Annotated in this window: 14 protein-coding genes; 2 read left to right on the top strand and 12 right to left on the bottom strand. The window is 63.9% G+C overall.

The window, feature by feature from the left end; genetic code table 11:
* Window positions 1-8 precede the first annotated feature (8 nt).
* The 5 genes from ABZX86_RS24150 to ABZX86_RS24130 form a co-directional block, all read right to left on the bottom strand.
* Entirely contained in the window at window positions 9-425 is a 417-nt protein-coding gene (locus ABZX86_RS24150; protein WP_355126935.1) for a low molecular weight phosphatase family protein, read from the bottom strand.
* Window positions 422-1519 (bottom strand): ACR3 family arsenite efflux transporter, encoded by a 1098-nt coding sequence (gene arsB, locus ABZX86_RS24145; RefSeq protein WP_355126934.1) that lies wholly within the window; start codon window positions 1517-1519, stop codon window positions 422-424. The genes ABZX86_RS24150 and arsB overlap by 4 nt, the downstream gene beginning before the upstream one ends.
* On the bottom strand, window positions 1516-1896 hold the full coding sequence (locus tag ABZX86_RS24140; protein WP_355126933.1) for a metalloregulator ArsR/SmtB family transcription factor: 381 nt from the start codon (window positions 1894-1896) through the stop codon (window positions 1516-1518). The genes arsB and ABZX86_RS24140 overlap by 4 nt, the downstream gene beginning before the upstream one ends.
* A 79-nt stretch (window positions 1897-1975) precedes the next feature.
* Window positions 1976-2755, bottom strand: a complete 780-nt coding sequence (gene arsM / locus ABZX86_RS24135) for an arsenite methyltransferase (protein WP_355126932.1) — start codon at window positions 2753-2755, stop codon at window positions 1976-1978.
* 30 nt (window positions 2756-2785) lie between these two features.
* Window positions 2786-3310, bottom strand: coding sequence for an ArsI/CadI family heavy metal resistance metalloenzyme (locus ABZX86_RS24130; protein ID WP_355126931.1), 525 nt, complete (start codon window positions 3308-3310; stop codon window positions 2786-2788).
* A 97-nt stretch (window positions 3311-3407) separates the two neighbouring features.
* Between ABZX86_RS24130 and ABZX86_RS24125 the strand changes: the two genes are divergently transcribed.
* Window positions 3408-3767 (top strand): Rv2640c family ArsR-like transcriptional regulator, encoded by a 360-nt coding sequence (locus tag ABZX86_RS24125; protein WP_355126930.1) that lies wholly within the window; start codon window positions 3408-3410, stop codon window positions 3765-3767.
* Window positions 3768-3811: 44 nt separating this feature from the next.
* On the opposite strand, the gene ABZX86_RS24120 is transcribed toward ABZX86_RS24125, so the two are convergent.
* The 3 genes from ABZX86_RS24120 to ABZX86_RS24110 form a co-directional block, all read right to left on the bottom strand.
* Window positions 3812-6283 (bottom strand): site-specific integrase, encoded by a 2472-nt coding sequence (locus ABZX86_RS24120; RefSeq protein WP_355126929.1) that lies wholly within the window; start codon window positions 6281-6283, stop codon window positions 3812-3814.
* Entirely contained in the window at window positions 6276-7478 is a 1203-nt protein-coding gene (locus ABZX86_RS24115; RefSeq protein WP_355126928.1) for a site-specific integrase, read from the bottom strand. The genes ABZX86_RS24120 and ABZX86_RS24115 overlap by 8 nt, the downstream gene beginning before the upstream one ends.
* Before the next feature lie 219 nt (window positions 7479-7697).
* Window positions 7698-8180 (bottom strand): macro domain-containing protein, encoded by a 483-nt coding sequence (locus ABZX86_RS24110; protein WP_355126927.1) that lies wholly within the window; start codon window positions 8178-8180, stop codon window positions 7698-7700.
* Between the two features lie 354 nt (window positions 8181-8534).
* On the opposite strand from ABZX86_RS24110, the gene ABZX86_RS24105 reads away from it, so the two are divergent.
* On the top strand, window positions 8535-9182 hold the full coding sequence (locus ABZX86_RS24105) for a methyltransferase domain-containing protein (RefSeq protein WP_355126926.1): 648 nt from the start codon (window positions 8535-8537) through the stop codon (window positions 9180-9182).
* A 30-nt stretch (window positions 9183-9212) separates the two neighbouring features.
* Here the strand turns inward: ABZX86_RS24105 and ABZX86_RS24100 are convergent, their stop codons facing one another.
* The 4 genes from ABZX86_RS24100 to ABZX86_RS24085 all read right to left on the bottom strand — a co-directional run bounded on the left by ABZX86_RS24100 (window position 9213) and on the right by ABZX86_RS24085 (window position 12568).
* Window positions 9213-10256 (bottom strand): hypothetical protein, encoded by a 1044-nt coding sequence (locus ABZX86_RS24100; RefSeq protein WP_355126925.1) that lies wholly within the window; start codon window positions 10254-10256, stop codon window positions 9213-9215.
* A gap of 94 nt (window positions 10257-10350) precedes the next feature.
* Entirely contained in the window at window positions 10351-10980 is a 630-nt protein-coding gene (locus tag ABZX86_RS24095) for a hypothetical protein (protein ID WP_355126924.1), read from the bottom strand.
* A 222-nt stretch (window positions 10981-11202) separates the two neighbouring features.
* Entirely contained in the window at window positions 11203-11901 is a 699-nt protein-coding gene (locus tag ABZX86_RS24090; protein WP_355127282.1) for a transposase, read from the bottom strand.
* Window positions 11843-12568, bottom strand: coding sequence for a transposase (locus ABZX86_RS24085; protein WP_355126923.1), 726 nt, complete (start codon window positions 12566-12568; stop codon window positions 11843-11845). The genes ABZX86_RS24090 and ABZX86_RS24085 overlap by 59 nt, the downstream gene beginning before the upstream one ends.
* Window positions 12569-12740: the final 172 nt, after the last annotated feature.

Here is a 12740-nt window from a genome sequence, read left to right as displayed (position 1 = left end):
GAAAAACTTCAGGCGGGTGAGGTGAGTTCGGTGAGGAGTTCGTGGACGCGGGCGCTGATGTCGTCGCGGACCAGGCGCATGCGTTCGATGCCCTCGATGCCGCGTTCGGAGGGTTCGTCGGTGTCCCAGTGGATGACTCGCACGCCCGCGGGCGCGTCGAGTTGGGCTTCGCGGCCCAGGACGACGACCGTATCGACGGTGCTCAGCAGGTCCGGGTCGACAGGTTTGGGTGATTCGCCGGTGAGGTCGACACCGACCTCGGTCAGCGACTGCACCGACAGGGCGTTGAGACTGCCTCCGGGGCTGGTTCCGGCGGAGTGCACCACGACCTGCCCGGCGGCGGCCTGGCGCATCAGTCCGGCCGCCATCTGAGACTTGCCGCCGTTCTTGACGCAGACGAACAACACCGACGGTGTCGTGCTCATCGCTCCAACACTCCTTCCGTGACGGGTGCCGGTGTGGTTGCCCGGAATCGTGGGCGCAGTGCCAGGGACACGTAAACCAGGCCGACGAGGACGGGGACTTCGATGAGCGGGCCGACGACTCCGGCGAGTGCTTGCCCGGAGGTCGCGCCGTAGGTCGCGATCGCAACCGCGATAGCGAGTTCGAAGTTGTTGCCCGCCGCGGTGAACGCCAAAGTCGTGGTGCGCTCGTAGCCCAGCCCCATCACGGCGCCGAGCAGATAACCCCCGCCCCACATGATCGCGAAGTAGGCCAGCAGCGGGAGCGCGATCCGCAGCACGTCCACGGGGTGGGAGGTGATCTGTTTGCCTTGCAGGGCAAAGAGAATCACGATCGTGAACAGCAACCCGTAGAGCGCCCACGGCCCGATGCGGGGCAGGAACTTGCTCTCGTACCAGTCCCGGCCCTTCGCCCGTTCGCCGATACGTCGGGTCAGGAACCCGGCGAGCAAAGGGATTCCGAGGAAGATCAGCACCGATTTGGCGATCTGCCACGGCGAGGTGGTGATGGTGGTTTGGGCCAGGCCGAGCCAGCCGGGCAGCACCGAGAGATAGAACCAGCCCAGGACGGCAAACATGATCACCTGGAATACAGAGTTCAAAGCGACCAGGACGGCGGCGGCTTCGCGGTCTCCGCAGGCCAGGTCGTTCCAGATGATGACCATCGCGATGCAGCGTGCCAAGCCGACGATGATCAGCCCGGTCCGGTACTCGGGCAGGTCCGCCAGGAAGATCCAGGCCAGGGCGAACATCAACGCCGGGCCGAGTACCCAGTTCAGTAGCAGCGATCCCAGTAGCAGCCGCCGATCGCCGGTGACGGTGTCGAGGCGGTCGTAGCGCACCTTCGCCAGCACCGGGTACATCATGATCAGCAGCCCGATCGCGATGGGCAGTGAGATCCCATCGATCTGCACCGCGCTCAACGCGTCCCCGAGCCCCGGGATCATGCGGCCCAACAGCAACCCGGCGAGCATCGCGACGCCGATCCAGACCGGCAGGAACCGATCCAGGGTCGAGAGCTTGCCGACTACCCCGGGCTGTTGCGCGCTCGTGCTCACGCGTGGACCTCCATTGTGTCGGTTTGCAGATGAAGCACCTGCGAAAGGTGTTGCAGTGCTTCGGGAACCACCTTGTAGTACACCCAGGAGGCACGGCGTTCGCTGGTGAGCAACCCGGCCTCGCGCAGCACTTTCAGATGGTGGGAGATGGTGGGCTGGCCGACGTCGAACCCCTCGGACAGATCGCACACGCAGGCTTCGCCGCCGCTGCGGCTGGCCACCACCGACAACAGGCGCAACCGCACCGGATCGGACAGGGCTTTGAACGCTGCCGCCAGATCACCGGCTGCTTCCGCGGTCAAGGGACGGCGCACGACGGAGGTGACCTCACACACCGGTGAGGTCACCTCCGTGAGCGGCAATTCTCGATTCGACACCTGTCGATATTGATGGATATCGAACCCGTAGGCAAACGAACAACCGGTGAACGCTCTCGCCCGGCCGCGTCCGGCCCGGTTATCGGGGCTTGATTGCCTTGACGATCGCCGAATGCATTCCCTCGGCCACCTCGTGCGTGGCGGTGATCTCGATGCCGGTGAAACCGGCCGCGGTCAGACCCGCCTCGTATTCGGCGAAGGTCAATGCCCCGGCGATGCAGCCGACATAGTTCCCGCGTGCGATCCGATCCTGTGGCGTCAGATGATCCTCGGCCACCACGTCGGTGACTCCGAACCGGCCGCCGGGCCGCAGGACCCGGAACGATTGCGCGAACACCGCCGGTTTGTCGATCGACAGGTTGATCACGCAGTTGGAGATCACCACGTCCACCGAACCCGGCGGCAACGGGATGTCCTCGATGGTGCCTTTGAGGAACTCGACATTGGTGGCGCCGGCCTCGCGTGTATTGGCCAGCGCGAGGGCGAGCATCTCATCGGTCATATCGAGGCCGTACGCCTTGCCGGTCGGGCCGACCCGGCGCGCGGACAGCAGTACATCCAGGCCCGCACCCGACCCCAGGTCGAGGACGACGTCACCGATCGACAGATCGGCCACCGCGAGGGGATTGCCGCAGCCCAGGCTCGCGGCGACGGCATCAGCGGGAATCGTTTCCTGCTCGGCCGCCGAGTACTGGCGGGCACCGAACCCGGCGTCATCGAAACGCACCACATTGCCATCGCAGTCCGCCGGACCGCACCGTCCGTCGTCCGAGATCTGCGATGTTTCGACGAATTGCGTTGCCGCCGAGGCATATCGGGCGCGTACTGCTTCCTGCAACTGGTCGCGATCAGTATTCATGACACTCTCCCGAGTCTCCGACGGTGCGGGTCAGCAGCAGCTTTTGCCGGAAGCCACCGCTTCGGCCTTCGCGGTGCTGCCGCAGCACGCTCCTTCGGCAGCGGCTTCCTGGGCGGTGCCGCAGCACGGCCCCTGCTCGGCATTCTGCGCGGCGTCGGCAAGAGCGATTTCCGGTGTCACACCGAAGGTTTCGCTGTCGGCCAGGACGGTGTAGACCTCCCAGCGCTCGGCGTCCGGGGCGGTCACCCACACCTTGTCCTGGGTGGCGAAGCAACACGTGGTCGCGATCTGCTCCTCGGTGAACAAGCCCGCGTCCGAGAGTCGGGCGATCTCCGAGTGCACCTGCTCGGAGGCATCGACCTCGACACCGAGGTGATTGATACTGCCACCCTGGCCCTGGTTCTCCAGCAGGACCAGCTTCAGCGGCGGTTCGGTGATGGCGAAGTTGGCGTATCCGGGCTTGCGCTTGGCCGGTTCGGTCTTGAACAGTGTCGAATAGAACGCCACCGCCTGATCGAGGTCGTCGACATTGAGGGCGAGCTGGATGCGAGACATGAGAACCTCCACTTGTGAGACATATGTCGAAGTACTTGCTGCACCAGTCTCGGTCACAACTTCGACATATGTCAAGAAGGTGGCTAGGATTGGTCCCATGCCCAAGACGTTGCCCGTCATCGATATGTCTGCCCCGGTCTGCTGCTCGCCGGTGGCGGCCGGGCCGATCGACGACGACGCCGCGCTCGAAGTCGCGTTGCGGCTCAAAGCGCTCGCCGATCCGGTGCGGGTCAAGCTGATGTCCCTGCTGCTGACCCACCCGCTTGGCGAGGAGAACACCGGCGCGCTGGCCGCGACGGTCGGGCTGGCCGAGTCCACGCTCAGCCATCATCTCGGGCAGCTGAAGAAAGCCGGCCTGATCGAGTCCGAACGCCGCGGCATGAACATCTACCACCGCGCCCGCCGCGATGCCCTGTCGGCGCTGTGTCTGGTTCTGGACCCCAACTGCTGCAGCTGAATCCAACCGCACACTCTCGACTATCGACTGCTTGGTCTGTCGGGTCAGGTTGGCGACCAAGGCGTTTCGAGGGTCAGTAGTACGGGTCCCGCCTCGGTCAGACGCGTCAATCTCAGCGTTTGCTCGCGCTTCTGCTGCAGGAAGGCCACGGTCAAATCGATTCCCTCAATCTCGCCGTGCCACTGCTCTCGTTCGGCACGGACACGACGAGTGAGGAGGTCGGCTTCGATCTCGTCCAGGCGCGGAAGCATTTTGGGGTTGATGTTGAGCATCGGGCAACGGATACAGGCATGTTCGTGCTGACATCCGGTGCCGTAGGGGCGCGCGCAGCCGCCGAGTTCGACTTTGCGTTTGTCGAAGTGGGCGACAAAGTCGTTCCATTCGTCCGCGGTGGCTTCACGGTATTCCTCCGCGGGGCGTCGTTGGCGCCGGTTTTCGAGATGGGTTTGGTAGTGGCGGACGACCTCTTCATCGAACACGGTGATGTAGCCGCTGGTGGTCTGCAGATTGAGGTGTCCGAGCAAGGCGGCACCGATATGGATGGGCAGCCCGCTGTTGGCCAGTTCGGTGGCGAACAACCGGCGGAAATCGTGCGGAGTGAAGTGCAGGCCGGCGAACGCGGTGTGCGTCGATGCCAGTTCGGTGCAGATCCCTCGCATCCAGTCGTGGATGGTGGCTATGGCCACGACTCGGATGAGGCTGCCGATCCGGCGTTGGAACAAGAACGGCAGCGGATCGCTCCAGATGCGATCGTGGGTGTCGTAGCGGTGCGCCAACGGGACCGTGTGCCCATTGCCGGTGAGGCGGCGAATGACCGACGCGATGACGTGGAACAGTTCGGCGGACATGGGGATGACCCGTTCTCTGTCCGATTTGGACGGGGCGACCACGAGGAGGGCGATGACTTCACCGTTGGGTCGCTGATATTGGCGCAAGCTCAGGTGTGTGAGTTCGACCAGTTCCTCGATCCGGATACCGGATAGGCGCAGGATCTCGATCACGGCCCATCGCCAGAAGCACAGGTCTTCTCGGACAGTGACATTCGTAGTCTCGTCTGTGTCCATGTCCCGCAGACGGACCGGAAGGTGCTCGGGCCGTTGATTGTCGTAGCGGCAGCCGACTCGTTCGTACCGGCGGCCGTTGTGCACGAATTCGGCACCGGGTTCGGCGTTCTCGCCGACGCCGAGCAGGATGCGCGCCTGCTCGTAGGACTGCTCGGCGTATTCGACCAACGCCGGCAACAGCGGTTGACGCGCGCGAGTGCGGCTGTCGGTGCGCTCTTTGACTCGTCGCTGTCGCCGACCCGACCCGCGTAGTTCCCGCGGTGGGATCGGGCAGGGCACAGCCCATCGCCCCCAGGTGCCCGGATCCTCGATCGCCCAGGTGTGAATGTCCACGTACAGGCCGCGGACGGTGACGAGTATCCCGTCGATATTCAAGCGCGGCTTGCCATTTCGGCGCCAGTTGATGCTCTCGCGCCATTGTTCGTAGGTGGATTGATCCAGTCGCAGCGAATCGCCCTGAGCGGGGTTGGCCGCTTCGACCGTGGCCCAGAAACGGTCCGCGAGTATCTGTGCCAGGTTGTCCAGGGTCGAATAGTCCAGATCAGGTTTGCGTCGGGTGAGATAGTCAATCAGGACCCGTCTGATTTCAGGGCTACGCAACTGATACCGGTCGACGAGTTCTTCGACCGAGCGCTGTCCTGCATAGACGAACGCGTGCAAGGTCGGTGGCGTCGAGGGTGGGAAATGCCCCATCTCGTACAGGACCTGCCACGCGAGCAGTCCGGAGAATCGTGTGCGGCTGCCGACCGCGTGGTACTTCACGGCGTGGACTCGACACTGGTATGCGTAATGCAGCAGTGCTGAGGGGGTCAGATCGGTCAACGCGATGCCTTGTGTGGTGAGGGCGCAACACACATCGAACTGCGCCATCCTTCTGTGGCCCAGCGCAATAGCCGTGCGGGCATTTACCTCAGCGAAGTAGTTGTCCAGTAATGGATCTCGCTGAGCGGCGCGGAAGAAGTCACCGTACTCCCGCAGCGGGTTGGCCCGGAACCCGAGGAGGGAGGGCTCGATCACGCGCATACAGAACAGGGTGCGAATTGCCACCACGACACAGGATCGGCGGTGCTTGCTGTCCGGGAACAACGTCGCCGCGAGTCCTCCGCGGGCCCCGCCATTATCAAGCCCTGCTGCGACCCATCTGCGTTGCCAGGTGTCGCCATCGAACCCTGCCAGGTGAGTCAGAACGTCACCCAACCCTGTCTTGAGCAGACTGCGCGCCGTGTTCCGATGACTCGGCAAGGTGGTGAGCGCGGCCGCGATGATCGTCTCGGCGGACTCGATGTCGAAGACGCCGAACGGGCGGGGTGGGCTCTGCGGCCGCGGCGCGGGCGCGGCTTTGATGTCCGCTATGTATTTGGTGTTGATACCGTTCGGATCCTCACGAAACCGCACTTCGCGAGTTCGTCTGGCCCTGCCGGTGAAGGTGCCCGCAGGCTCGCTGTCAGGCACCGAACACCGTCCGCACGTCCTGCGGGTCGTATCCGGCCGGGAAAGTGGTCACCGGACGGGGCCGGCGGTAGTGCTGCTGGAGCCGGTCGAAGATGTCCTCGACGCGTACAGCGGTGTAGACGCTCAGCGTTGAGAGGTTCGCGTGGCGCAGAATGCGCTGAACCTCCGGCAACGTCATGTGGGGGTCGCTGACCAGCCTGATCGCTGCCGTGTGCCGAAGGTCGTGCAAGGTCCAGTTCGTTTCCAGTTTGGTGTTGGCCCGCTGCAGGACACGACGCATCGCCCAATACGACAATGCGCGGGGCTCGCCGCGCAGCGTGCGGAACACCGGCTGCCCAGGCTCCGGCAGTCCTTCCTGCTCCAGATATTGCGCCAGGTGAAGGAAGGCTCGAGGGTCGGCAGGAATGTCCTGGCGGATCCGGGTTCCTTTGCTCACCACCCATATTCGTAGCCCACCCCAGTCGAGGTCGGTGAGCTCGATCCCGAGGAGTTCGCTGGCTCGTGCTCCACTGGAGACGTAGAACAGCAGCAACGCACGGTCACGATCGGTGTGCATCGCGTCGAACAGTTCGTCCCACAACCGGTCCGGAATCGAACGCGGTTGGGTTTTGGACACTTTCTGTCGCAAACGGGCTCGCCGCACAGACGGTTTCGGGTCCAACGGGCTGTGGTGCCTCATCGCACCTCGCCGCTGCGCGGAATCAGGAACCGGGTTGAGCAGCGGGCCCCGCCCGAAACCCGCGTGGTAGTTATACAGGCCCCAGATCACCGACAAGCAATGATTGATCGTGCGCGGCGCGTACCCCGCCCCCAACGTCGGTTTCCCGGTCCGGATATTCACCGCCCCCGCAGACGGAAATCCTCGAACCTGGCTGCGGCGCTGCGGATTCGAAGATGTGCGCAGCCACCCGACCAGCACCAGGGTCTCCGCCTCGGTGGCGTGATCCCATTCGATCTCCAGCAGCCACAACAGCCGGAACCAGCGAAGCAGGTCATAGCCATAGCTTTTGCACGTCAACGGACTGACATCGCTCAACGCGAGATCGCGCAGGTACTGAAGCGCGGGCTCCACTGGCACCTGATGCTCATCGATCACTAAAAACGGAGGAACGCGCCCCGGTCCGGCGACGACAGCACCCATCCGAGGCAACGCCACGGCGCCGTTGAGCAGAGTAATTCGGAGATCATCGGCCATACCAACTCCTTCGTAGCAATCAAGGACTTGGTGCAGTCAACAGAGCGATATCCGGGTAGTCCCGCAGCTGGAAGGTGCGTTCCCTGGTCTCGATGTCCGAGGATTTGCTGGTGGAGCTCACGTGGGCGATTTTGCCACCGCTACCAAACAGAAGTCGGTCTTTTCGGTCATTTGCTACCGCACGGATTGGACTCACATGCCAGTCTCGAGGGGCGATTTCTAACCCAGGTCGTAGACCGTGACCGGTACTCCTCGCGCGCACAAGCGATTCCGTAGCAGCGGTTCTATCCGGTCCCAGGTCCCGCCGGCCAGGCCGCATCCGATGCGCGGTAGATGGACCGACGCGTTCAGGAACAAGGCCGATTCGGCGAGAGTGCCCAAGCACCGATCGACCGCGTCGTAGCGGATCGGTGGCCCGTCCGGTCCGGCCTTGATGTCGTGCTGGCCGATCATGTTGGCGACGTGCAAGTTCGGGGAGATCTGGACGAGTTGGACCGCGCCGAGCGCGAAGTCGCCGGTGCCACGCTGCCGGTACCAATCGCGGTATGCGCGGGCGGGTTCGGGCCACCGCGCCGAGAGCGCCAGCACGAACCCTTTGCCCCACCGGCCGATGTCGTTGCAGATATGGCCGATGATCGCGGGACCGGTGGCGCGCGGTGTGGTCGCATCTCCGATCGTGTAGCGCACCTCAGTGATATCCATGTGTCATCCTCTCTGCCGGACTTGCTCAGATCGCGTGACGTGCTGTGCCGACTACCGGACGGTCTGTGCCGCCTCGGTCCAGAACTGTGCGGTGGGGTTGTGCACAGTATTACTGTCCCGCTTGGGGATTCGGGGATAGGGGAGGGAATCGCCTCTGCCTTCGGATGCTCAGGACGGTCGCGCGAACCGTCTACGGCCACATCGCCCGGTGGCCTTCATGGTCTCGCCTCTCAGCCGGGACGAGACCGAACACGCAATACCGCCCGAAGTGCCGGCGGGAGGACCTCAGACTCCCTTCCCGTCGGCACCGGCGAAGCCCTGGCGGGGGATGGGACGTGTGATTGACTGGGCACCATGCGAATTGGCGAAGTGAAAGCCGCCCTGATGGCCGGATTTGCCCGGCAACTCGCGCTCCCCAGTGGCGCCACCGGCCTAGCTGTGACCCAGCTGTTGAACGTGGCGAACCGCAAGCTGATGGACGGCGCGGCCGCGGCCCTCGACGCCCGGCCGGGCGATATGGTCGCCGATATCGGTTTCGGTGGTGGCCACGGGTTGCGGGCACTGCTCGAGCAGGTCGGCCCGACCGGCACCGTGTACGGCATCGATCTGTCGCCGACAGTGATCGCGCAGGCACGGAAGGTCTTCCGCAGGCCCATCCGCGAGGGCCGGCTGAAACTGCACCACGGCCCGATGGACGAACTGCCACTGCCGGATGCCTGCCTCGCAGGAGTAGCCACCGTGAACACCGTCTACTACATCGAGGACGAACCACTGGCCGCGTCGCTCAAAGAGGTGGCGAGGGTTCTCGAGTCCGGTGGCCGGCTGGTCCTCGGTGCGGCCGACCCGGCTTACCAGGCCGGTCTGCCGTTTCGTGACGGCATGATCAGCCGTGCACCGCAGGAGATTTCACAGTTCCTCGAGGAAGCCGGATTCACCGTCACCGACCATCGCCGCATCGGCGAGGACGACCGCGCATTCCACGTCTACATAGGCACCCGGTGATCGGTTCGGGTGGCCCGTGCACGCCCCGTCTCAGGGCCAGGGCCACCACGCGAATCGGCACATGCGCCGACGAACCCAGGTAAGAGGATGGATGCGCGACAGCGCCCGCCGACCGGCGGGTGCCACACGCACCAGGATCGAAACCACCACGACCCAGCCGACAACCACCCCGAAAATGATCATCTGAGCGTTGAACTGCAACCAGCGGTAGATCAACATGTCCCAGCCTGTGAGGAGATGCTGTTTGACGCACACAGGGATTGTCGGGCCGCCAGCGTACCCTGCCACCAGGGCGGGATCGTATACGCCAGGGCACGGCGGTAGTGGCGGGTTCGGGTCCTGGAAGTACCTGTAGGTGGTCGGCGGGATGTGGCTGAACAGTCGAAAGCAGAAGTACGTAACTGCCTGGCTGAGCGCTGCGAGCGCGCCAAAGATCAGCCACGCCCGCAGTAGCCCACCGGCTCGTGCGGCCGTGATACCAGTTCGGGTCAACAACCAAACGGCAGCGACGACTAGAACCAGCGAAGTGGCCTGCAGCCACCCGGACGCGTATGAGACTTCGAGTACGTAGTTCCATAGCTCTGGGGCCCAATCCAAGTGCTGGTCGTTGTCCTCGAAGACGAAACTATCGGCTGTTCCCAAACCGGTAGGCGCGGGATACTCCGCGTACAGGGGCCAAGCCCATGTGGTCAGGAATGTCACCGCGGGCAATACGAGTGCAGTGAGTGCTGCGCGTTGGGTGTACGGGGACATTCGGCTGAGGTATCGGGTGCGCTGGTAGGCCCAAAACCCTTGCAGGCGGGCGTCGTTCAGTAGTCCGATGCGAGCGATTTCCCGGTGAACAGCAGCGGTGAGGACTGTGCGGTCGCTGCCTTGAACATCGGTGTCTTTGAGCAGCTCGAGTAGGGATTTGAGGTTCTCATGAGGTGTCTTGCGGGCATTGCGGATGGTGATCGCTCCGCCGATGAGCGCCACTGCGAGCGCCGTGGCGCTCGCCATCACCGCCTCGGGAAGGTCCGCCACCATCACGACATTAGCGGCGTAGAGCGGGGGAGGGCGGGAAAGAGACAGCACCGCAACAGATTCGGGCTGCCAGGCGCGCCCGCGGGCTCAGCGGCAGATCGCCTGTACCCGGTACCTGTTACAGGCCAACGGATTACCGTGTGCCTCAGTGCTCAGGTGCCTTCGAGGTATCGCCAGTGTTGAGGCCAAGCTCCGGGCCTGTCGCATGTCCAGTCCAAAACAGCTCGTGTAAAACCGCTGTCGAGAGGCGAATGTATCGATACTTGCCTTTGCTCGGCCTGTCCTTCGTTTTGGCCCAGATCGGGGCCGCATGCTTGTTCACAACCTGACGTGGCACTAGGAAGACTCGGGCAGACACCATGCCCCGAGCTTCCAACCCGAACCCGGCGGCGGCGTGCAGGTGCAGGAACGTTGTATCGGTTTCCAATACCACTAACCCGAGGTGGGTAGCGCTCTCTGCCATCGAGCGCCCGCCAGCATCCCACTCCACTGCGTCCTCAAGTCCATCTCCCAGATCGACCGACAAAATCGACGAAGCCTTCGCGTCGGCACGGACACCCGCAAGCTTCGACTCGACGTCATAGCCTGGATGCCGCGGTGGATAGAGTTCCGTGTCGGAGTACCGGGTGAACAGGGATTCAGCGAGCAGTGCTTCTGCGAAAGCGCCTCTGATATGCGCCGTTAGGTCCCAGTGCAGACTCGTACGATCCCACCTACCAGTGACGATTGTGGCCGACGTTAGCTCCGCCGCCACGGCCGCCCATTTGCTCCGCACGCTCGCGGATCGTCCACGCCGGACCGAAGTCCGGTGCAAGCGCCTCGGCGGAGACGGATCGGTTGTGGCACCGGACTTCGAGCCTTACACATAGCACCGACAATTTCAGGGGTCTTGGCACGTGGTTGCCATCATGCAGACGCGGCGCCCGGCGATCACCGAAACAACTGAGCCCCAACCGGATTCCGGACGGGGCTCAGCTAGCTCGGGCCTCTCACCAGCTCAGTTGCTACTACTGCTCTTCGACGGTGACGCTATCCCGGTTCGGAACTCGACGGCGATGGCATCGAATATCTGCACGTAAAACGGCCTGACCGCCCAGCAGATCGCGTTCCGAACCCAAATAGCCTCACGGTCTGGGTGCACTCCAATCACCTGACAACACAGCCGCTTTCGACTCACCGCACGCCCTGTTCTGGCACCCTCTATGTCAAGACGTCGCTGCGGGTGTGGGGTTAGCCTGTGTGGTGGGTCCGGGATGTGGCTTGTCCGAAGGATCGGTGTGCGGGTTGGAACCGGTCGCGCTGGAGTCAAGAGTCGTTCCCGATTGCCCTCCCGGGCCTGCCAAATCACGCCGTCGCTGATCGGTGAGCATCTGGGCGTAGACCACGTTCGAGAGTCGGCGTTTGAGCGCTCGGATCGCTTCCATCGAGGTTTTCCCGCCCGCTCTGCGGCCGTCGTAGTAGAGCCTGCCCGGGTGCGGTTGCGGAGCTGGACTATGGCCATGATGTGCAGTACCCGGTTGATCTTGCGGTTGCCGGCCCGGGAAAGCCGGTGCCGTTGTTGATCACCCGATGACGCGTCCAGGGGTGCGGTCCCGTTCCGGGACGCGAACCGGTCCCGGTCCCGGAACCGGCGGATATCACCGGTATCGGCCAAAAGTCTTGCCGCGGAGGATGGTCCGATCCCGTGCAGGTCCATCAGCGTGGACCCTCGCTCGGTGACCAGCTGCCGCAGTTCTTTGTCCGCGGCTTTGGTTTTGCGGTCGATGGTTTCCAGGTCCTCGATCAATTCCACGACCAGACGCAGCCGGACCCGTGCGGCCGCGTCTGCTGGTGTGATCGGGGCGATCAGTTCGCGGGCCTGGCGGGTGGACAGGAATGTCTTGGCGCCACCGGGAATCAACTCCAGCAGTAACCGGTGCAGCCGGCACACGGTTTCGGTGCGGGAACGGCCGAGTTCGTCGCGGGTCGGCGAGCATGCCGAGCGCGATAAGTTCCGTATCGGCTTCGACCTGGCGCAGATTCGGTGCACACAATGCGGCCAGGGCGACTGAGTAGGCATCGACCGGGTCGGTTATGCGGCCGTTGCCGGTCGCGAAGACCCGTACCTGTGCGGAGAGTTTCGCGGGCACGTCGATGACGGTTTCCCCGTCGTGGATCAGGCGGTGGGCGAGGTGGCGGCCGATGCCGTTGCAACCTTCGACCGCCCAGACCCGGTCGGGGAATTGTCTTCCCGCGGTGAGCATTTGCGTATAGCCGGTGTTGTCGGTGCTGTATCGGCCGGTGGCCAGAATCTTCGCGGTCGGGTCGAGGGCTTCGATCGTGGCCGAGCGTTTGTGTGGGTCCGTTCCGATGGTGACGGTCATTGCCGTGCCGCCCGTGTCGCCGAAACATCGTGGTGTCCGTGCGGGAGGGCACCGCTAGTTCGAGCAATGGGGCAGGCCCCTACTTAGCCGGCAACGGTTACCTCGGTACTGCACCCCGGAGCAGGAAGCGCACCCACTGGCGGTGATTCTCGAACGACTCGACGCCTCCTCG

The sequence above is a fragment of the Nocardia sp. NPDC006630 genome (assembly GCF_040611495.1).
Lineage (GTDB): Bacteria > Actinomycetota > Actinomycetes > Mycobacteriales > Mycobacteriaceae > Nocardia.
Note: the sequence above shows the minus strand (reverse complement) of the source record. Positions and strands in the feature narration are given on the sequence as shown.

What these genes read in the sequence shown, in the direction of transcription:
- ABZX86_RS24090 (WP_355127282.1), bottom strand. Translation starts at nt 11,901, where the DNA reads ATGGACCTGCACGGGATCGGACCATCCTCCGCGGCAAGACTTTTGGCC.
- ABZX86_RS24150 (WP_355126935.1), bottom strand. Translation starts at nt 425, where the DNA reads ATGAGCACGACACCGTCGGTGTTGTTCGTCTGCGTCAAGAACGGCGGC.
- ABZX86_RS24115 (WP_355126928.1), bottom strand. Translation starts at nt 7,478, where the DNA reads ATGGCCGATGATCTCCGAATTACTCTGCTCAACGGCGCCGTGGCGTTG.
- ABZX86_RS24130 (WP_355126931.1), bottom strand. Translation starts at nt 3,310, where the DNA reads ATGTCTCGCATCCAGCTCGCCCTCAATGTCGACGACCTCGATCAGGCG.
- ABZX86_RS24085 (WP_355126923.1), bottom strand. Translation starts at nt 12,568, where the DNA reads ATGACCGTCACCATCGGAACGGACCCACACAAACGCTCGGCCACGATC.
- ABZX86_RS24125 (WP_355126930.1), top strand. Translation starts at nt 3,408, where the DNA reads ATGCCCAAGACGTTGCCCGTCATCGATATGTCTGCCCCGGTCTGCTGC.
- arsM (WP_355126932.1), bottom strand. Translation starts at nt 2,755, where the DNA reads ATGAATACTGATCGCGACCAGTTGCAGGAAGCAGTACGCGCCCGATAT.
- ABZX86_RS24110 (WP_355126927.1), bottom strand. Translation starts at nt 8,180, where the DNA reads ATGGATATCACTGAGGTGCGCTACACGATCGGAGATGCGACCACACCG.
- ABZX86_RS24105 (WP_355126926.1), top strand. Translation starts at nt 8,535, where the DNA reads ATGCGAATTGGCGAAGTGAAAGCCGCCCTGATGGCCGGATTTGCCCGG.